Below are 19,727 nucleotides of genomic sequence, written 5' to 3'. Positions count from 1 at the left end.
ATTACTTCGACTTCGCGTTGATGATCGCTTCCGACACGTTGCGCGGAGCTTCAGCGTAGTGCTTGAACTCCATCGTGTACGTTGCACGACCCTGCGTCAGCGAACGCAGCGACGTCGAGTAGCCGAACATTTCCGACAGCGGTACTTCGGCGCGAACGATCTTGCCGCCACCAACCATGTCTTCCATGCCCTGGACGATACCGCGACGGCCCGACAGGTCGCCCATCACGTTGCCCATGTAATCTTCCGGCGTTTCGACTTCCACAGCCATCATCGGTTCGAGGATGACCGGGCTTGCCTTACGCATTGCTTCCTTGAACGCCATCGAACCGGCCATGCGGAACGCATTTTCGTTCGAGTCAACGTCGTGGTACGAACCGAACGTCAGGCGAACCTTCACGTCAACGACCGGGAAGCCTGCCAGCACACCAGCCTTCAGCGTTTCCTGGATACCCTTGTCGACTGCCGGAATGTATTCACGCGGAATCACGCCGCCCTTGATCTCGTCGAGGAACTCGTAACCCTTGCCTTGTTCGTTCGGCTCGAGCGTGATGACTGCGTGACCGTACTGACCGCGGCCGCCCGACTGCTTGACGAACTTGCCGTCAACGTCAGCCGCCGTGCTGCGGATCGTTTCGCGGTAAGCCACCTGCGGTTTGCCGACGGTCGCTTCCACGCCGAATTCACGCTTCATCCGGTCGACCAGAATTTCGAGGTGCAGTTCGCCCATACCCGAAATGATCGTTTGACCCGATTCTTCGTCCGTCTGAACGCGGAACGACGGATCTTCCTGGGCCAGGCGGTTCAGTGCCAGACCCATCTTTTCCTGGTCAGCCTTGGTCTTCGGCTCGACAGCCTGCGAAATCACCGGCTCCGGGAAAATCATGCGTTCGAGCACGATCGGGTTCTGCGGATCGCACAGCGTGTCGCCCGTGGTCGCCTCTTTCAGGCCGACCGCGGCAGCGATGTCGCCCGCGCGCACTTCCTTGATTTCTTCGCGCTGGTTCGCGTGCATCTGCAGAATACGACCCAGACGTTCCTTCTTGTCTTTGGTCGCGTTCAGCACCGTGTCGCCCGAATTGACGACGCCCGAGTACACACGGAAGAAGATCAGCTGGCCGACGAACGGGTCGGTCATGATCTTGAATGCCAGTGCCGAGAACTTTTCGTCATCGGCCGCGCGGCGCTCCGCCTTTTCACCGTTTTCCAGTTCGCCAGTAACCGGCGGAATGTCGATCGGCGACGGCAGGAAGTCGAGCACGGCGTCCAGCATGCGCTGCACACCCTTGTTCTTGAACGCGGTGCCGCACAGCATCGGCTGGATTTCGCAAGCGATCGTACGGTCGCGCAGACCCTTGATGATTTCCTCTTCGGTCAGTTCGCCCGACTCGAGGTACTTGTTCATCATGTCTTCGTTCGCTTCAGCCGCGGCTTCGACCATCTTTTCACGCCATTCGTTGCACGTGTCGACGAGTTCTGCCGGGATGTCTTCGTACGAGAACTTGGTACCTTGGGACGCGTCGTCCCAAATGATCGCCTTCATCTTCATCAGATCGACGACGCCCGTGAAGTTCTCTTCCGCGCCAATAGGCACGACGACCGGAACCGGGTTCGCCTTAAGACGCAGCTTGAGCTGGTCGTAGACCTTGAAGAAATTCGCGCCGGTACGGTCCATCTTGTTGATGAACGCGAGACGGGGAACCTTGTACTTGTTAGCTTGACGCCACACGGTTTCCGACTGGGGCTGCACACCGCCCACAGCGCAGTACACCATACACGCGCCATCGAGCACGCGCATCGAGCGCTCGACTTCGATCGTGAAGTCGACGTGACCCGGGGTGTCGATGATGTTGATGCGATGCTCGGCGCGGTCGCCCGCCATGCCCTTCCAGAATGCCGTGGTAGCAGCGGAAGTAATCGTGATGCCGCGTTCCTGTTCCTGCTCCATCCAGTCCATGGTGGCAGCGCCGTCGTGAACTTCACCAATCTTGTGGTTCACGCCCGTGTAGAACAGAATGCGCTCGGTCGTCGTCGTTTTGCCGGCGTCGATGTGAGCGCTAATACCGATGTTACGGTAGCGCTCGATAGGAGTCTTGCGAGCCACTTTGATCCTCTATTGGGATGGCGCGATGCGAGAGATACCCATCGCGCTGTAACACAAACGGGCGAGGCGCCCTTGAAGCGCACCCGCCCGGAATTTCTTTCCGTTTCCGCTAAACCCGGGGTCGGGAAAGCTTAGAAACGGAAGTGCGAGAACGCCTTGTTGGCTTCTGCCATCCGGTGAACTTCGTCGCGCTTCTTCATCGCGCCGCCACGGCCTTCGGCCGCTTCGGAGAGTTCACCTGCCAGACGCAGGGCCATCGACTTCTCGCTGCGCTTCTTCGCGGCTTCACGCAGCCAACGCATCGCCAATGCCATACGACGCGACGGGCGCACTTCGACCGGAACCTGATAGTTCGCACCACCAACGCGGCGGCTCTTCACTTCGACCACCGGCTTGACGTTGTTGAGCGCCACCGTGAACACCTCCAGCGGGTCCTTGCCACCCTTGGTCTGGATCTGTTCGAAAGCGCCGTACACGATACGCTCGGCAACCGACTTCTTGCCGGAGAGCATCAGGACGTTCATGAATTTTGCTACATCAACGTTGCCGAACTTCGGATCCGGCAACACTTCCCGCTTGGGGACTTCGCGACGACGCGGCATGTTTCTTCCTTTACCTTTTCAGTTGGAGCTGATTGCAGCCCCGCGGCCACCAACTAACCCGATTCATCCGTAAGACTAACCAGCCTGGTCGGGTGACCACTTACTCGATAGCACCGGCGATTCCGGCACCATCGCTATTACCGCCTTTGCAGGCGACCTGAAACTACGATTGACGGGCTAATTACTTGCCAGCCTTGGCACGCTTCGCACCGTACTTCGAGCGAGCCTGCTTACGATCCTTGACGCCCTGGGTATCCAGCGAGCCGCGAACCATGTGGTAACGCACACCCGGCAAGTCCTTCACACGGCCGCCGCGAATCAGCACGACCGAGTGTTCCTGCAGGTTGTGGCCTTCACCACCGATATACGAAATGACTTCGAAGCCATTCGTCAGGCGAACTTTGGCGACCTTACGGAGTGCCGAGTTCGGCTTCTTCGGCGTCGTGGTGTACACACGGGTGCACACGCCGCGACGCTGGGGGCAGTCCTGCAAGGCCGGGCTCTTGCTCTTCGTCGTTTCCGACGTGCGGCCTTTGCGAACCAGTTGATTGATGGTTGGCATTGTTTATTCCTGAAATTGAACAAAATCGACGCATCTGTTTCCGGGCAAAGCGGAAACGCCTGCGCATCGAACTTCCGGTTGGCCTACCTACGCACGAACTGAAGCCGCGCGCACGCATGCCAAGAACCAGAACCTAGCATAATATTCCGAAAATACTAAGGGAGTCAACAGGTTGCGATGTTTCGCATCCCTGTCAATCCGGCGAAACAGCCAGATGAGTCAGTCGGCCGCTACGACGTTTAGCAATTCGTAACCGAAACGGTCAAGTTTACGGGCGCCCATGCCAGGAATCCCACGCAGATCCTCGATCGAATCCGGGCCGAGACGGGCGATTTCCGCAAGCGTCGCGTCATGGAAAATCACATAAGCCGGCACGCCGTCGCTCTTCGCGGTATCGGTGCGCCACATGCGTAGACGCTCCCAGCGGGCGCGCTCGCGAGGGCCCATGCCGATGGTCGGATCGGCGCGTTCGCTCGTACGCCCCGCCGATTGACGCGTGCGTGTGGGCTTGACGTAGCGCCGCATCGTCACCTTCTGCTCGCCCTTTAGCACCGGCTTGCTCGCCTCCGTGAGCACGAGCGAACCGAAGCCCTCGTGGTCGACCGTCAGGTAGCCGAATGCAACTAGCTGACGGAAGATCGCACGCCATTCCGGCTCACCGAGCGCTGCGCCGATACCAAACGTGGTCAGCTTCTCGTGCCCGCGCTGCAAAATTTTCTCGCTGCGGTTGCCGCGCAAAATATCGATCAGGTGTCCGGCGCCAAAATGAAAGCCGCTCGCGCGCTGCGCGCGAAACACGCACGACAGCGCCATCTGAGCCTCGCGCGTCGCATCCCAGGTCGGGGGCGGCTCGAGGCAGTTGTCGCAGTTGCCGCACGGTTGGCTCGTTTCGCCGAAGTACGCGAGCAGGCGCACGCGTCGGCAGGTCGCGGTTTCGCACAAACCGAGCAGCGCATCGAGCTTGCCGGTCTGGACGCGCTTGTGGGCGTCATCGGCTTCGGATTCGTCGATCATCTTGCGCTGCTGCACGACGTCACCGAGCCCGTAGGCCATCCACGCATTCGACGGCAGCCCGTCCCGGCCCGCGCGGCCGGTCTCCTGGTAGTACCCTTCGACGCTCTTCGGCAAATCCAGATGGGCGACGAACCGCACGTCGGGTTTGTCGATGCCCATGCCAAACGCGATCGTCGCGCACATCACGATGCCTTCCTCGCGCTGGAACATTTCCTGATGCTTCTGGCGCACTTCGAATTCCATGCCGGCGTGGTATGGCAGCGCGCGCATGCCCTTTTCCTTCAGCCACTCGGCGGTCTCCTCGACCTTGCGGCGCGACAGGCAATAGACGACGCCCGCGTCGGTCGTGCCGTCGGCCTTCGTATGCTCTGCGCGGATGAAGTCGAGCAGCTGCGTACGTGCGTTGTCTTTTTCGGCAATGCGATAGCGAATGTTCGGTCGATCGAAACTCGACACGAACACGCGCGCATTCTCGAGCGCGAGACGGTGGATGATTTCGTCGCGCGTGATCGCGTCGGCGGTCGCCGTCAGTGCAATGCGCGGCACATTCGGAAAGCGCTCGTGCAGCACCGACAGCTGGATATATTCGGGCCGGAAATCGTGTCCCCATTGCGACACACAGTGCGCTTCGTCGATCGCGAAAAGACCGATGCGCGTGCGCTCGAGCAGTTCCTGGAAGCGCGACGTCATCAGCCGCTCCGGTGCGACGTAGAGCAGATCGATGTCGCCGTCGCGAAGCGCCCGCTCGGTGGCCATCGCCTCCGCGCTCGACAGCGTCGAGTTCAGGTACGCGGCCCGCACGCCGACTTCGGTCAACGCGGCCACCTGATCCTGCATCAACGCGATCAGCGGCGACACCACGATGCCGGTGCCAAAGCCGCGTTCGCGCCGCACCAGCGACGGAATCTGATAGCACAGCGATTTGCCGCCGCCCGTCGGCATCAGCACGAGGCAGTCGCCGCCATCGGCGACGTGCTCGACAATTTCGCCCTGCTGCCCTCTGAACGCGGGATAACCAAAGACTTCGTTGAGGATTTCGAGCGGACGGGACATGTATTTGACAGAGACGGCGAAGGGAACGGCACGCAGGCGGTGAGACGAATTTTACCAACGCATTCGCGCCGCGCCCGCGCTTTGCGACAACCTTGGCCATCCGGCCTAGGGATGCGCCGGCGCATGGCACCGATGCACGCGCAAAAAATGAGCAAAAAAAAGCCGCTCAGTCGAAACTGAGCGGCTTTCGTGGCTCGTCAGGCAAGGCGGCTTGCGCCGCCAGCGCTTACTCGCCCGAGTGCTGCTGTTCGGCAGCCGGGGTTTCCGGCGTACCGAATTCGAACGACTCTTCCGCTGCGATCTGATCGAAACGCTCGCGGTCGGCCAGTTCCTTGCTCTTGCGCGCCTTGTGGAACGCGAGACCGGTACCGGCCGGAATCAGACGGCCGACGATCACGTTTTCCTTCAGGCCACGCAGGTCGTCGCGCTTGCCCATGATCGCCGCTTCGGTCAGCACGCGGGTCGTTTCCTGGAACGACGCCGCGGAGATGAACGAATCGGTCGACAGCGACGCCTTCGTGATACCGAGCAGCACGTTTTCGTACGTTGCCGGACGCTTGTCTTCCGCGATCATACGGTCGTTCTCATCGAGCATGTCCGACCGCTCGACCTGTTCGCCCGGGATGAAACGCGTATCGCCGTTGTCCGTGATCTGGACGCGGCGCAGCATCTGACGCACGATCACTTCAATGTGCTTGTCGTTGATCTTCACGCCTTGCAAACGGTACACGTCCTGCACTTCGTCCACGATGTAGCGCGACAGCGCCTCGACGCCCTGCAGACGCAGGATGTCGTGCGGATCCGCCGGTCCGTCGACGATCATTTCGCCCTTGTTGACGACCTGACCATCGTGCACCAGAACCTGCTTTTCCTTCGCGATCAGGAACTCGTGCTGGTTGCCCTCGAGGTCCGTGATAACGAGACGCTGCTTGCCCTTCGTGTCCTTACCGAACGACGTCGTACCCGTGACTTCCGCCAGGATACCTGCATCCTTCGGCGAACGTGCTTCGAACAGTTCCGCCACGCGCGGCAGACCACCGGTAATGTCGCGCGTCTTCTGCGATTCGGTCGGGATACGTGCAAGCACTTCACCGACCTGCACCTGCTGACCGTCCTTCACGGTGATCAGCGCGCCGACCTGGAAGCCGATCTGCACCGAGTGCTCGGTGTTCGGGATCTTCACTTCCTCGCCGTTCGCATCGAGCAGTTTGACCTGCGGACGCACCGTCTTGGACGCCTGCGAACCACGACGCTTCACGTCGATCACGACGAGCGTTGACAGACCCGTCACATCGTCGATCTGCTTCGCGACCGTCACGCCTTCCTCGACGTTCTCGAACTTCACCGTACCACCGTACTCGGTGATGATCGGACGCGTCATCGGATCCCAGGTGGCCAGTTGCGTGCCGGCCTTGATCTGCGCGCCGTCGAGCTGCAGCAGCGTGGCGCCGTACGGCACCTTGTGACGCTCGCGCTCGCGGCCGTGATCGTCGGTGATCATCGCTTCGCCCGAACGCGAGATGACGATCTGCTCGCCCTTCGCATTCGTAACGTAACGCATCGTCGACGTGAAACGCACCGTACCGTTCGACTTCGCTTCGACCGACGAAGCCACCGCCGCACGCGACGCCGCGCCACCGATGTGGAACGTACGCATCGTGAGCTGCGTGCCCGGTTCACCGATCGACTGCGCTGCGATAACGCCGACCGCTTCGCCGACGTTCACCAGCGAGCCGCGGCCAAGGTCGCGACCATAGCAGGCGGCGCACAGACCATAACGGGTTTCGCAGGTGAGCGGCGTGCGCACGCGCACTTCGTCGATGCCGAGGCGTTCGATATCTTCGACCGCGTCTTCGTCGAGCAGCGTGCCCGCTTCGAACAGCGTTTCCTGCGATTCCGGGTTGACGATGTCAGCCACCGCCACGCGACCGAGAATACGGTCACGCAGTGCTTCGACCACTTCACCGCCTTCCACGAGCGCCTTCATCGCCACGCCGTTCGACGTGCCGCAATCTTCTTCGACGACGACCAGATCCTGCGTCACGTCGACGAGACGACGCGTCAGGTAACCCGAGTTCGCAGTCTTCAGTGCCGTATCAGCCAGACCCTTACGTGCGCCGTGGGTCGAGATGAAGTACTGCAACACGTTCAGACCTTCGCGGAAGTTCGCCGTAATCGGCGTCTCGATGATCGAGCCGTCCGGCTTCGCCATCAGGCCGCGCATACCAGCCAGCTGACGGATCTGAACCGCGGAACCACGAGCGCCCGAGTCCGCCATCATGTAGATGGAGTTGAACGACTCCTGACGCGTCTGGTTGCCGTCGCGGTCGGTGACCGGTTCCGTCGACAGTTGCTCCATCATCGCCTTGCCGACCGCTTCCGACGTTGCCGACCAGATGTCGACCACGTTGTTATAGCGTTCCTGCGCGGTGACGAGACCCGACATGTACTGACGGTCGTATTCCTTCACCTTCTTCGCGGCATCGCCGACGATGGTTTCTTTCTGCGGCGGCACGAGCATGTCGTCGACGCAGATCGAAATACCAGCGCGCGTTGCCAGGCGGAAGCCCGACTGCATCAGCTGGTCGGCGAAAATCACCGTCTCACGCAGACCGCACTTGCGGAACGCGGTGTTGATCAGACGCGAGATTTCCTTCTTCTTCAGCGGCTTGTTCAGCACCGAGAACGGCAGACCCGGCGGCAGGATTTCCGACAGGATCGAGCGGCCAACCGTGGTCGCGTAGAGCGTGATCTTCGGCACGAACGCCGGCGCGCCTTCCGACTTGTCTTCGTTGTGGACCATTTCGGTGATCCGCACGTTGACGCGCGATGCAAGCTCGACTTCCTTGTTCTCGTACGCGCGCAGCACTTCCGATACGCCCGTGAACGTCAGGCCTTCGCCCTTGCCGTTCACCGCTTCGCGCGTCGCGTAGTACAGGCCGAGCACGATGTCCTGCGACGGCACGATCGACGGATCGCCGTTGGCCGGGAACAGCACGTTGTTCGACGCGAGCATCAGCGTGCGCGCTTCCATCTGCGCTTCGAGCGACAGCGGCACGTGAACGGCCATCTGGTCACCGTCGAAGTCGGCGTTGAACGCCGCGCAGACGAGCGGGTGCAGCTGGATTGCCTTACCTTCGATCAGCACCGGCTCGAAAGCCTGGATGCCGAGACGGTGCAGCGTCGGCGCGCGGTTCAGCATGACCGGATGTTCGCGGATCACCTCTTCGAGGATGTCCCACACCACCGGCGTCTGGTTCTCGACTTCTTTCTTCGCAGCCTTGATGGTGGTGGCGACACCCATCACTTCGAGCTTGTTGAAGATGAACGGCTTGAACAGTTCGAGCGCCATCAGCTTCGGCAGACCGCACTGATGCAGCTTCAGCGTCGGGCCGACCACGATCACCGAACGGCCCGAGTAGTCGACGCGCTTACCGAGCAGGTTTTGACGGAAGCGACCGCCCTTACCCTTGATCATGTCTGCGAGCGACTTCAACGGACGCTTGTTCGCGCCGGTCATCGCCTTGCCGCGACGGCCGTTGTCGAGCAGCGAGTCGACGGCTTCCTGCAGCATCCGCTTTTCGTTGCGGACGATGATCTCAGGCGCCTTCAGCTCGAGCAGACGCTTCAACCGGTTGTTACGGTTGATCACGCGGCGATACAGGTCATTCAGGTCCGACGTCGCGAAACGGCCGCCGTCGAGCGGCACCAGCGGACGCAGTTCCGGTGGCAGCACCGGCAGCACTTCGAGGACCATCCAGTCCGGCTTGATGCCCGAACGCTGGAATGCCTCGAGCACCTTCAGGCGCTTCGCGTACTTCTTGATCTTCGCTTCCGAGCCGGTGTTGCGCAGCTCCGTGCGCAGCATTTCGACCTGCTCGTCGATGTTGATCGCGCGCAGCAGCTCGCGAATACCTTCCGCGCCCATTTCGGCACGGAATTCGTCGCCGTATTCCTCGACCTTGTTGTAGTAATCCTCTTCGGTCATGATCTGCCGCGCTTTGAGCGGCGTCATGCCCGGATCGATCACCACGTATGCTTCGAAGTACAGCACGCGCTCGATGTCGCGCAGCGTCATGTCGAGCACCATGCCCAGACGCGACGGCAGCGACTTCAGAAACCAGATGTGCGCAACCGGCGAGGCCAGTTCAATGTGGCCCATGCGCTCGCGGCGCACCTTCGCGAGCGTCACTTCGACGCCGCACTTCTCGCAGATCACGCCGCGGTGCTTCAGGCGCTTGTACTTGCCGCAAAGGCATTCGTAGTCCTTGATCGGACCGAAAATCTTCGCGCAGAACAGACCATCGCGCTCCGGCTTGAAAGTGCGGTAGTTGATGGTTTCCGGCTTTTTGACTTCACCGAACGACCACGAACGGATCTTGTCCGGCGAGGCCAGACCGATCTTGATCGCGTCAAAAACTTCAGGTTGTTGGACTTGCTTGAATAGATCGAGCAAAGCTTTCATCGCTTCTCTCCAGTAGTCCGATTAGTTCCGGTCCAGGTCGATGTCGATACCCAGCGACCGGATTTCCTTCACCAACACGTTGAACGACTCAGGCATGCCGGCATCGATCACGTGATCGCCCTTGACCAGGTTCTCGTAAACCTTGGTCCGGCCCGTCACGTCGTCCGACTTCACCGTCAGCATTTCCTGCAGCACGTACGATGCGCCGTACGCTTCGAGCGCCCACACTTCCATTTCACCGAAACGCTGGCCACCGAACTGCGCCTTACCGCCCAACGGCTGTTGCGTCACGAGCGAGTACGGACCCGTGGAGCGCGCGTGCATCTTGTCGTCGACCAGGTGGTGCAGCTTGAGGTAGTGCATGTAGCCGACCGTCACCGTACGTTCGAACATCTCGCCCGTGCGGCCGTCAAACAGACGCACCTGGTTCTTCGACGGCGTCATGCCGAGGTTCTCAGCGATCTCGTCCGGGAACGCCAGATCCAGCGCGCGCGACATTTCTTCTTCCGTCGCACCGTCGAACACCGGCGTTGCAAACGGCACACCTTCGCGCAAATTCTTCGCCAGTTCGAGGATTTCGTCGTCGCTAAAGCTGTCCAGCTCTTCGGCGCGGCCCGATTCGTTGTAGATCTTGATCAGGAATTCGCGCAGTTCAGCGATCTTCGCCTGACGCTGCAGCATTTCGCCGATACGCCAGCCGAGACCCTTCGCGGCCCAACCCAGATGCACTTCGAGAACCTGACCCACGTTCATCCGCGACGGCACGCCGAGCGGGTTCAGAACGACGTCAGCCGGACGGCCGTCGGCCATGTACGGCATGTCTTCGATCGGCACGATCTTCGACACGACACCCTTGTTACCGTGACGGCCTGCCATCTTGTCGCCAGGCTGCAGACGGCGCTTCACTGCCAGATACACCTTGACCATCTTCAGCACGCCCGGCGGCAGTTCGTCGCCCTGGGTGAGCTTCTTGCGCTTCTCTTCGAACGCGAGGTCGAACTGGTGACGCTTCTCTTCGATCGAGTTCTTGATCGCTTCGAGCTGGGCCGCTGCTTCTTCATCCGCGAGGCGGATGTCGAACCAGTGGTAGTGGTCCAGATCTTCGAGGTAAGCGCGCTCGATCTTCGTGCCCTTCGCGAGCTTCTTCGGACCGCCGTTCGCAACCTTGCCTTCGAGCATTCGCGCGAGACGCTGGAACGCATCGCCTTCCACGATACGCAGCTGGTCGTTCAGGTCGAGACGATAGCGCTTCAGTTCATCGTCGATGATCTGTTGGGCGCGCTTGTCGCGCTGGATGCCTTCACGCGTGAACACCTGAACGTCGATCACGGTACCGCTCATGCCCGACGGCACACGCAGCGACGTGTCCTTCACGTCAGATGCCTTCTCACCGAAGATCGCACGCAGCAGCTTTTCTTCCGGCGTCAGCTGGGTTTCGCCCTTCGGCGTGACCTTGCCGACCAGCACGTCGCCCGCTTCGACTTCCGCGCCGATGTACACGATGCCCGACTCGTCGAGACGGCCAAGCTGCACTTCCGCGAGGTTCGAGATGTCGCGCGTGATTTCTTCCGGTCCGAGCTTCGTGTCCCGAGCAACGACATTCAGTTCTTCGATGTGGATCGACGTGTAACGGTCGTCCGCCACCACCTTCTCCGAGATCAGGATCGAGTCTTCGAAGTTGTAGCCGTTCCACGGCATGAACGCGATCAGCATGTTCTGGCCGAGCGCGAGCTCGCCCAGATCGGTTGATGCACCGTCAGCCAGCACGTCACCGCGCGCGACCTTGTCGCCCATCTTCACGATGGGACGCTGGTTTATGTTCGTGTTCTGGTTCGAACGCGTGTACTTGATCAGGTTGTAAATGTCGACACCGACTTCACCTGCGACCGCTTCGTCGTCGTTCACGCGAATCACGATACGGCCCGCGTCGACGTAATCGACCACACCGCCACGCAGTGCCTGAACCGTCGTGCCCGAGTCGACCGCCACGGTGCGCTCGATGCCCGTACCGACGACCGGCTTTTCCGGACGCAGACACGGCACAGCCTGACGCTGCATGTTCGAGCCCATCAATGCGCGGTTCGCGTCGTCGTGCTCGAGGAACGGAATCAGCGAAGCAGCGACCGACACGATCTGCGACGGTGCCACGTCCATGTACTGGATGCGGTCCGGCGTCACCATCAGCGTTTCGCCCGCTTCACGCGACGACACGAGTTCGTCGGTCAGCGTGCCGTCGTCGGCCACCGCCGCGTTCGCCTGAGCGATCACGTAACGGCCTTCTTCGATCGCCGACAGGTAGTCGATCTGGTCGGTCACCTTGCCGTCCGCGACCTTGCGATACGGCGTTTCGAGGAAGCCGTATTCGTTCAGGTGCGCATACAGAGCGAGCGAGTTGATCAGACCGATGTTGGGACCTTCCGGCGTTTCGATCGGGCACACGCGGCCGTAGTGGGTCGGATGCACGTCGCGGACTTCGAAGCCGGCGCGCTCACGCGTCAGACCGCCCGGGCCCAGCGCGGAAACACGACGCTTGTGCGTGATTTCCGACAGCGGGTTGGTCTGGTCCATGAACTGCGACAGCTGCGACGAACCGAAGAACTCGCGAATCGCCGACGAGATCGGCTTGGAGTTGATCAGGTCGTGCGGCATCAGGTTTTCGCTTTCGGCCTGGCCGAGGCGTTCCTTCACAGCACGTTCGACACGCACGAGGCCAGCACGGAACTGGTTCTCTGCGAGTTCGCCGACGCAACGCACACGACGGTTGCCGAGGTGGTCGATGTCGTCCACTTCGCCCTTGCCGTTGCGCAGTTCCACGAGGATCTTGATCGTCGCGAGGATGTCGTCGTCCTGCAGCGTCATCGGGCCGACGATTTCGTCACGGCCGACGCGGCGGTTGAACTTCATACGACCCACCTTCGACAGGTCGTACGCTTCTTCGCTGTAGAATAGGCGGTTGAACAACGCCTCGACCGCTTCTTCGGTCGGCGGCTCGCCCGGACGCATCATGCGATAGATTGCAATGCGCGCGGCCATCTTGTCGGCCGTTTCGTCGATACGCAGCGTCGACGAGATATACGGCCCCTGGTCCAGATCGTTCGTGTAGAGCGTCTGGATGTCCTTGATCTTCGCTTCGCGCAGCTTCTCGAGCACGGATTCCGTGATTTCGTCATTCGCGTTCGCGATGACTTCGCCCGTATCGCCGTCGATTACGTTCTTCGCGAGCACGCGGCCGAGCAGATAATCTTCCGGTACCGAGATGAACTTGGTCTTCGCGTTGTCGAGATCGCGAATGTGCTTGGCGTTGATCCGCTTGTCCTTCTGGACGATCACGTTGCCGTCGCGGTCCGTGATATCGAAGCGCGCGACTTCACCGCGCAGACGCTCCGGCACGAATTCCATCTGCGCGCCTTCCGGCATCAGCGTGAAATTGTCGAACACGAAGAAGTTTGCGAGGATCTGTTCCGGCGTCAGGCCGATTGCCTTCAGCAGGATCGTGACCGGCATCTTACGGCGGCGGTCGACGCGGAAGTAAAGCACGTCCTTCGGGTCGAACTCGAAGTCGAGCCACGAGCCACGGTAAGGAATGATACGTGCCGAAAACAACAACTTGCCCGAGCTGTGCGTCTTGCCCTTGTCGTGCTCGAAGAACACACCCGGCGAACGGTGCAGCTGCGAAACGATCACACGTTCCGTGCCGTTGATGACGAACGAACCGGTCGGTGTCATGAGCGGGATTTCGCCCATGTACACTTCCTGTTCCTTCACTTCCTTGACGACCGGCTTGCTCGGCGATTCCTTGTCGAGCAGCACCAGACGTACCTTGGCGCGCAGCGCCGAGCAGTACGTCAGACCGCGCTGCTGGCATTCCTTGATGTTGAATGCTGGCGGCGACAGCATGTAGCTGACGAACTCGAGACGCGCGAAGCCGTTGTGCGAAACGATCGGGAAAACAGAAGTAAACGCGGCCTGCAGGCCTTCCGGCTTGCGTTGCGTAGACGACGTATCTGCTTGCAGAAACGTGCTGAATGATTCAAGCTGGGTAGCCAGCAGGAAAGGTACTTGGTGAACGATGGGGCGCTTCGCAAAACTCTTGCGAATACGCTTCTTCTCGGTGAAGGAATATTGCATACGATCTCCGAATCACGGCGGGCATAGTTGTCGAGGCAGGATACCTTGATGAGACAACCCGAGTGTTCACCGACTGAGACCCGATGGCCGTCCGATGGCTTGAACGAGCCTAGAAGCTTGGTGGTTGGCCGCTACCAACCGCTGGCTGACGGCAGCGGATGCCTGTGTTGCCCGCTACCCGACCAAACTTGCCTTCTGCAGTCGCTTCAGAAGACAAAGAGAAACACCGGTCAATATTACGGAAGGCGTTTTTCTTTGGCTTCTGGAAATCACATTTCTGCTGGCGTACACCTGCAAAAACGCGTCCTCCACAAAGCACAAAAAGGCCGGCGGTGAAAAACCGCCAGCCTTCGCACAGCGCGTTGAAGTTTACTTGATCTCAACCTTCGCGCCGGCTTCTTCCAGCTTCTTCTTGGCTTCTTCAGCAGCAGCCTTGGGCACCGCTTCCTTAACGGGCTTCGGTGCACCATCGACCAGATCCTTCGCTTCCTTCAGGCCGAGACCCGTCAGTTCGCGAACAGCCTTAATTACCGAAACCTTGTTTGCACCGGTTTCAGCCAAGATGACCGTGAATTCGGTCTGCTCTTCAGCAGCAGCTGCGCCGCCGGCCGCACCTGCCGGGCCTGCCACTGCAACAGCAGCTGCCGACACGCCAAACTTTTCTTCGAACGCCTTGACGAGCTCGTTCAGTTCCAGAACCGACATCGAGCCTACGGCTTCGAGGATGTCTTCTTTTGCGATTGCCATTTGAAATACTCCTAAATTGAATTCGGATACAGCCAGCGATCAATTACGCTCGACTGAAGTGCATTACGCAGCGGTTTCTTCGCCTTGTTTCTTTTCTGCCAGCGCGGCCAAGGCGCGCGCAAAGCCCGAAACAGGTGCCTGCATAACGAACAACAGCTTGGAGAGCAGTTCCTCGCGGCTCGGGATGTTTGCCAGCGCTTGCACGCCAGCCTTGTCCATCACCTTGCCTTCGTAGGAACCAGCCTTGATGACCAACTTGTCATTGCCCTTGCTGAAGTCATTGACGACCTTAGCAGCAGCAATTGCATCTTCCGAGATGCCGTAGATCAGGGGGCCAGTCATCTGCTCTGCCAGCGGAGCAAACGGGGTACCCTCAACGGCGCGACGCGCCAGCGTGTTCTTCAACACGCGAAGGTAAACCTGTTGCTCGCGCGCTTTCGCGCGTAGCTTGGTCAGATCGCCAACCGCGATTCCACGATACTCAGCCAGAACCACGGTCTGAGCTTTCGCGACTTGCGCGGCAACCTCAGCGACGACGGCCTGCTTGCTTTCTTTGTTGAGTGGCACGGTTAACCTCCAGATTCGATACACGCAGCGTGCGCCTTGTGTACCGCGTTCAATAACGGCGTCCGACCAGTCAGGAGTATTTCGACCGTCCTAAGCCCGCATTCCTACGGACATCGGACGGCTTCATCACTACAAAACCTTTTCGGGTTCGCCATCTGCGTTGGCCTTACATTAAGGACCCGCCTACCTGCTGCGTGCCCGCCAACGGTCTTTGACAACCGGTTGCGCAATGCAGACTGCCACCTCGCAACCGCCCAAAGCCCTTAAAAACCGCCCCGATTCGCACCAGAGCGGCCAAATTCATTACTGTGCAGCGATCGACGTCTGGTCGACGCGAACGCCCACACCCATCGTGCTCGACAGCGCGACCTTGCGGAGGTACACGCCCTTGCTCGTTGCCGGCTTCGCCTTTTGCAGCGCTTCGATCAGCGCGTTCAGGTTGTTGCGCAGGGCTACCGGTTCGAACGAAGCACGGCCGATCGTTGCGTGGATGATACCGGCCTTGTCGACACGGAATTGCACCTGACCCGCCTTGGCGTTCTTGACCGCAGTCGCGACGTCCGGGGTGACCGTGCCAACCTTCGGGTTCGGCATCAGGCCGCGTGGCCCCAGGATCTGACCGAGCGTACCGACAATACGCATCGTGTCCGGCGAAGCGATTACGATGTCGAAGTTCAGGTTGCCGGCCTTGACCTGTTCAGCCAGATCTTCCATACCGACGACGTCAGCACCAGCGGCACGAGCCTGCTCAGCCTTGTCCCCCTGCGCGAACACAGCGACGCGCACCGACTTACCGGTGCCAGCCGGCAACACGACCGACCCACGAACCACTTGATCCGACTTCTTTGCGTCGATGCCGAGTTGCACGGCGACGTCGATCGACTCGTCAAACTTCGCGCTTGCACATTCCTTCACGAGCGACAGAGCATCCTCAATCGGATACAGCTTCTGACGATCCACTTTGGCTGCAAATGCTTGCAGACGCTTCGAAAGCTTAGCCATTTACACGCCCTCCACGGTGATGCCCATCGAGCGGGCGCTACCAGCGATTGTACGAACCGCTGCATCCAGATCAGCAGCTGTCAGATCGGGCATCTTGGTCTTGGCGATATCTTCGGCTTGAGCACGGGTGATCTTGCCGACCTTGTCGGTATGCGGCTTGCTCGAACCCTTGTCGAGCTTCGCTGCCTTCTTGATCAGAACCGTTGCCGGCGGCGTCTTCAGAACGAACGTGAAGCTCTTGTCTGCGAATGCCGTAATCACGACAGGAATCGGCAGACCCGGCTCCATTGCTTGAGTCTGCGCGTTGAACGCCTTGCAGAACTCCATGATGTTCAGGCCGCGCTGACCCAGTGCCGGACCAACCGGCGGCGACGGGTTGGCTTTACCTGCAGGAATCTGCAGCTTGATAAAGCCGATAATTTTCTTTGCCATTTCGAGAACCTCTTTGGAACGCCGACCTACGTGCGGACGCTCAGTGAGTAGTAGCGCGTGTTCGCCGACAGTTGGCTAATTACGCTCCTCAACGGCCATTACGCGGACCGTAAGCGCGAAATACGGAACGCACCTAGCGATGCGTTCCGTAAAACTTGGACTACAACTTTTCGACCTGACCGAATTCCAACTCGACCGGCGTTGCCCGGCCGAAGATCGTAACGGAAACACGGACTCGCGACTTTTCGTAGTTCACTTCTTCGACGCTGCCGTTGAAATCTGTGAACGGGCCTTCTTTTACCCGCACCATCTCGCCTACTTCGAACAGGGTCTTCGGACGCGGTTTCTCTACGCCCTCCTGCATCTGCGACATGATTTTTTCAACTTCCCGAGGGGAAATCGGACTCGGGCGGTTGCGCGCCCCGCCTACAAAACCGGTCACCTTCGCCGTGTTCTTCACGAGGTGCCACGTTTCATCTGTCATTTCCATCTCGACTAAAACGTAGCCGGGGAAAAAACGACGTTCCGTCACTGATTTGTGACCACCCTTTACCTCAACAACTTCTTCTGTGGGAACGAGGATCTGCCCGAACTGATCCTGCATGCCAGCCCGCTCGATGCGCTCCTGAAGCGCTCGCTGCACACTCTTCTCCATACCTGAGTATGCGTGCACCACGTACCAACGCTTGCCACTCGGGGATGCCGGAGTATCACTCATATCATTTCCAACCCAGAATCGCCGAGAAAATCGCCCACTCGATGGATTTATCACAAACCCAGAGAAAGATGGCCATCACGACTACGAAGCCGAACACTACAAGCGTCGTTTGCGTGGCTTCTTTGCGAGTCGGCCAAACGACCTTACGGACTTCTTTATACGAGTCTTTGGCGAAAGCGATGAAACCCTTGCCCGGCGCCGAGAGAAGCCCGACTGCGACACCCGCGATCGCACCAACAGCCAAGGCAGCTCCGCGGATGTACCATTCCTGGCCACTAAGCCAGAAGAACCCCACGAACCCGGCCAAGACCAGCAACACACCGGCGATTAACATCATCTTGTCGCCGGATGTATTTACAGTTTCGACGGAAGGATTCGCCATAACACCTTAACGAAGCGCCACTACGACGCGATAGTTGGCAGGGGCAGAGGGAATCGAACCCCCAACCTTCGGTTTTGGAGACCGACGCTCTGCCAGTTGAGCTATACCCCTAAACCATTTGGGGTTGACGACACCGCCAACCCCGAGACAACCGATTATCGAGAACTGTCTGGCGTTACTCGATGATCTTTGCGACGACACCAGCGCCGACCGTACGGCCACCTTCGCGGATTGCGAAGCGGAGGCCTTCTTCCATCGCGATCGGGTTGATCAGCTTCACCGTGATCGACACGTTGTCGCCCGGCATCACCATTTCCTTGTCCTTCGGCAACTCGATCGAGCCCGTCACGTCCGTCGTACGGAAGTAGAACTGCGGACGGTAGTTGTTGAAGAACGGCGTGTGACGGCCGCCTTCGTCCTTGCTCAGCACGTACACTTCAGCCGTGAAGTGCGTGTGCGGGTTGATCGAACCCGGCTTGGCCAGAACCTGACCACGCTCCACGTCTTCACGCTTCGTGCCGCGCAGCAGGATACCAACGTTGTCGCCGGCCTGCCCCTGATCGAGCAGCTTGCGGAACATTTCCACGCCGGTGCAGGTCGTCTTGGCCGTTGCGCGGATACCGACGATCTCAATTTCCTCGCCGACCTTGATCACGCCACGCTCGACGCGGCCCGTCACCACCGTGCCACGACCCGAGATCGAGAACACGTCTTCCACCGGCATCAGGAACGAACCGTCAACCGCGCGCTCCGGCGTCGGGATGTACGTGTCCAGCGCGTCGGCCAGGTTCATGATCGCCACTTCGCCCAGCTCGCCCTTGTCGCCTTCCAGCGCCAGCTTGGCCGAACCCTTGATGATCGGCGTGTCGTCGCCCGGGAAGTCGTACTTCGACAGAAGTTCGCGAACCTCCATCTCGACGAGCTCCAGCAGCTCAGCGTCGTCCACCATGTCGCACTTGTTCAGGAACACGATGATGTACGGAACGCCAACCTGACGCGCCAGCAGGATGTGCTCACGCGTTTGCGGCATCGGGCCGTCAGCAGCCGAGCACACCAGGATCGCGCCGTCCATCTGCGCCGCACCCGTGATCATGTTCTTCACGTAGTCAGCATGGCCCGGGCAGTCAACGTGTGCGTAGTGGCGGTTAGCCGTTTCGTACTCGACGTGCGCGGTGTTGATGGTAATGCCGCGCGCCTTTTCTTCCGGCGCCGCGTCGATCTGGTCGTACGCCTTCGCTTCGCCGCCAAACTTCTGCGTCAGAACCGTCGTGATCGCTGCCGTCAGCGTGGTCTTGCCGTGGTCAACGTGACCGATCGTGCCCACGTTCACGTGCGGCTTGGTCCGCTCAAACTTACCCTTGGCCATTTTCGACTCCTAAGAGGATTTTCCGTACGTTGCGCCGGGCGCAAACAATCACCGATTACTTGTGGTGCCCATGGGCAGGATCGAACTGCCGACCTCTCCCTTACCAAGGGAGTGCTCTACCACTGAGCCACATGGGCGCTACATCTGTGCTGCTGGAGCGGGTGAAGGGAATCGAACCCTCGTCGTAAGCTTGGAAGGCTTCTGCTCTACCATTGAGCTACACCCGCAAGGATCATGGATTCCCAACAACTGCTGCAACTTGCATTCTGGTGGAGGAGGTTGGATTCGAACCAACGTAGGCGTAAGCCAACAGATTTACAGTCTGCCCCCTTTAGCCACTCGGGCACCCCTCCGCAGAGAACTGACGATTATGGGGGAACAACATCCTTTTGTCAAGACCTGCTTGACCGTTCCGATCCCAACGCTCTCACTTATATAGTGATTGGCTGTTAGCTTTCCGTAAACGCAAAAACCCCACCGCTGGGCGGTGGGGTTTCTGGCTTTTGGGGGAGCCTGACGATTACCTACTTTCACACGGGCAATCCGCACTATCATCGGCGTGGAGTCGTTTCACGGTCCTGTTCG

13 protein-coding genes and 4 tRNA genes are annotated in these 19,727 nt (G+C 59.8%); all 17 read right to left on the bottom strand.

What is annotated here, in order from left to right:
* Position 1 precedes the first annotated feature (1 nt).
* The 17 genes from fusA to AB4Y34_RS21700 all read right to left on the bottom strand — a co-directional run bounded on the left by fusA (position 2) and on the right by AB4Y34_RS21700 (position 19,495).
* Positions 2–2,104 (bottom strand): elongation factor G, encoded by a 2,103-nt coding sequence (gene fusA, locus AB4Y34_RS21780; RefSeq protein ID WP_368717188.1) that lies wholly within the window; start codon positions 2,102–2,104, stop codon positions 2–4.
* A gap of 131 nt (positions 2,105–2,235) precedes the next feature.
* Positions 2,236–2,706, bottom strand: a complete 471-nt coding sequence (gene rpsG / locus AB4Y34_RS21775) for a 30S ribosomal protein S7 (protein WP_006053291.1) — start codon at positions 2,704–2,706, stop codon at positions 2,236–2,238.
* 181 nt (positions 2,707–2,887) lie between these two features.
* Positions 2,888–3,268: a 30S ribosomal protein S12 gene (gene rpsL, locus AB4Y34_RS21770; protein WP_006053290.1), complete on the bottom strand. Its 381-nt coding sequence runs from the start codon at positions 3,266–3,268 to the stop codon at positions 2,888–2,890.
* Positions 3,269–3,487: 219 nt separating this feature from the next.
* On the bottom strand, positions 3,488–5,335 hold the full coding sequence (gene recQ, locus AB4Y34_RS21765) for a DNA helicase RecQ (protein ID WP_368717187.1): 1,848 nt from the start codon (positions 5,333–5,335) through the stop codon (positions 3,488–3,490).
* A 226-nt stretch (positions 5,336–5,561) separates the two neighbouring features.
* On the bottom strand, positions 5,562–9,800 hold the full coding sequence (gene rpoC, locus AB4Y34_RS21760; protein ID WP_176381088.1) for a DNA-directed RNA polymerase subunit beta': 4,239 nt from the start codon (positions 9,798–9,800) through the stop codon (positions 5,562–5,564).
* A 21-nt stretch (positions 9,801–9,821) separates the two neighbouring features.
* On the bottom strand, positions 9,822–13,928 hold the full coding sequence (gene rpoB / locus AB4Y34_RS21755) for a DNA-directed RNA polymerase subunit beta (RefSeq protein WP_176124236.1): 4,107 nt from the start codon (positions 13,926–13,928) through the stop codon (positions 9,822–9,824).
* Between the two features lie 369 nt (positions 13,929–14,297).
* Positions 14,298–14,675, bottom strand: a complete 378-nt coding sequence (gene rplL, locus AB4Y34_RS21750; RefSeq protein WP_018420143.1) for a 50S ribosomal protein L7/L12 — start codon at positions 14,673–14,675, stop codon at positions 14,298–14,300.
* Positions 14,676–14,738: 63 nt separating this feature from the next.
* Positions 14,739–15,242 carry a 50S ribosomal protein L10 gene (rplJ, locus tag AB4Y34_RS21745; RefSeq protein WP_176110093.1) on the bottom strand — a complete coding sequence of 168 codons (504 nt, stop codon included), beginning with the start codon at positions 15,240–15,242 and terminating at the stop codon, positions 14,739–14,741.
* A 303-nt stretch (positions 15,243–15,545) separates the two neighbouring features.
* Positions 15,546–16,244: a 50S ribosomal protein L1 gene (gene rplA, locus AB4Y34_RS21740; protein ID WP_176381087.1), complete on the bottom strand. Its 699-nt coding sequence runs from the start codon at positions 16,242–16,244 to the stop codon at positions 15,546–15,548.
* Positions 16,245–16,676 (bottom strand): 50S ribosomal protein L11, encoded by a 432-nt coding sequence (rplK, locus tag AB4Y34_RS21735; protein ID WP_008922976.1) that lies wholly within the window; start codon positions 16,674–16,676, stop codon positions 16,245–16,247.
* A 160-nt stretch (positions 16,677–16,836) separates the two neighbouring features.
* A complete protein-coding gene (gene nusG / locus AB4Y34_RS21730; RefSeq protein WP_075303275.1) occupies positions 16,837–17,394 on the bottom strand; it encodes a transcription termination/antitermination protein NusG in 558 nt (185 codons plus the stop codon).
* Position 17,395: 1 nt separating this feature from the next.
* Positions 17,396–17,776, bottom strand: coding sequence for a preprotein translocase subunit SecE (secE, locus tag AB4Y34_RS21725; protein ID WP_176124234.1), 381 nt, complete (start codon positions 17,774–17,776; stop codon positions 17,396–17,398).
* Positions 17,777–17,811: 35 nt separating this feature from the next.
* Positions 17,812–17,887, bottom strand: a tRNA-Trp gene (locus AB4Y34_RS21720).
* A gap of 64 nt (positions 17,888–17,951) precedes the next feature.
* Positions 17,952–19,142 carry an elongation factor Tu gene (gene tuf, locus AB4Y34_RS21715; RefSeq protein WP_013090760.1) on the bottom strand — a complete coding sequence of 397 codons (1,191 nt, stop codon included), beginning with the start codon at positions 19,140–19,142 and terminating at the stop codon, positions 17,952–17,954.
* 62 nt (positions 19,143–19,204) lie between these two features.
* A tRNA-Thr gene (locus AB4Y34_RS21710) sits at positions 19,205–19,279 on the bottom strand.
* Between the two features lie 16 nt (positions 19,280–19,295).
* Positions 19,296–19,369, bottom strand: a tRNA-Gly gene (locus tag AB4Y34_RS21705).
* Positions 19,370–19,409: 40 nt separating this feature from the next.
* Positions 19,410–19,495 (bottom strand) — tRNA-Tyr (locus AB4Y34_RS21700).
* Positions 19,496–19,727: the final 232 nt, after the last annotated feature.

The organism is Paraburkholderia sp. BR10954 (genome assembly GCF_040965775.1).
GTDB classification, from domain to species: domain Bacteria; phylum Pseudomonadota; class Gammaproteobacteria; order Burkholderiales; family Burkholderiaceae; genus Paraburkholderia; species Paraburkholderia youngii.
Note: the sequence above shows the minus strand (reverse complement) of the source record. Positions and strands in the feature narration are given on the sequence as shown.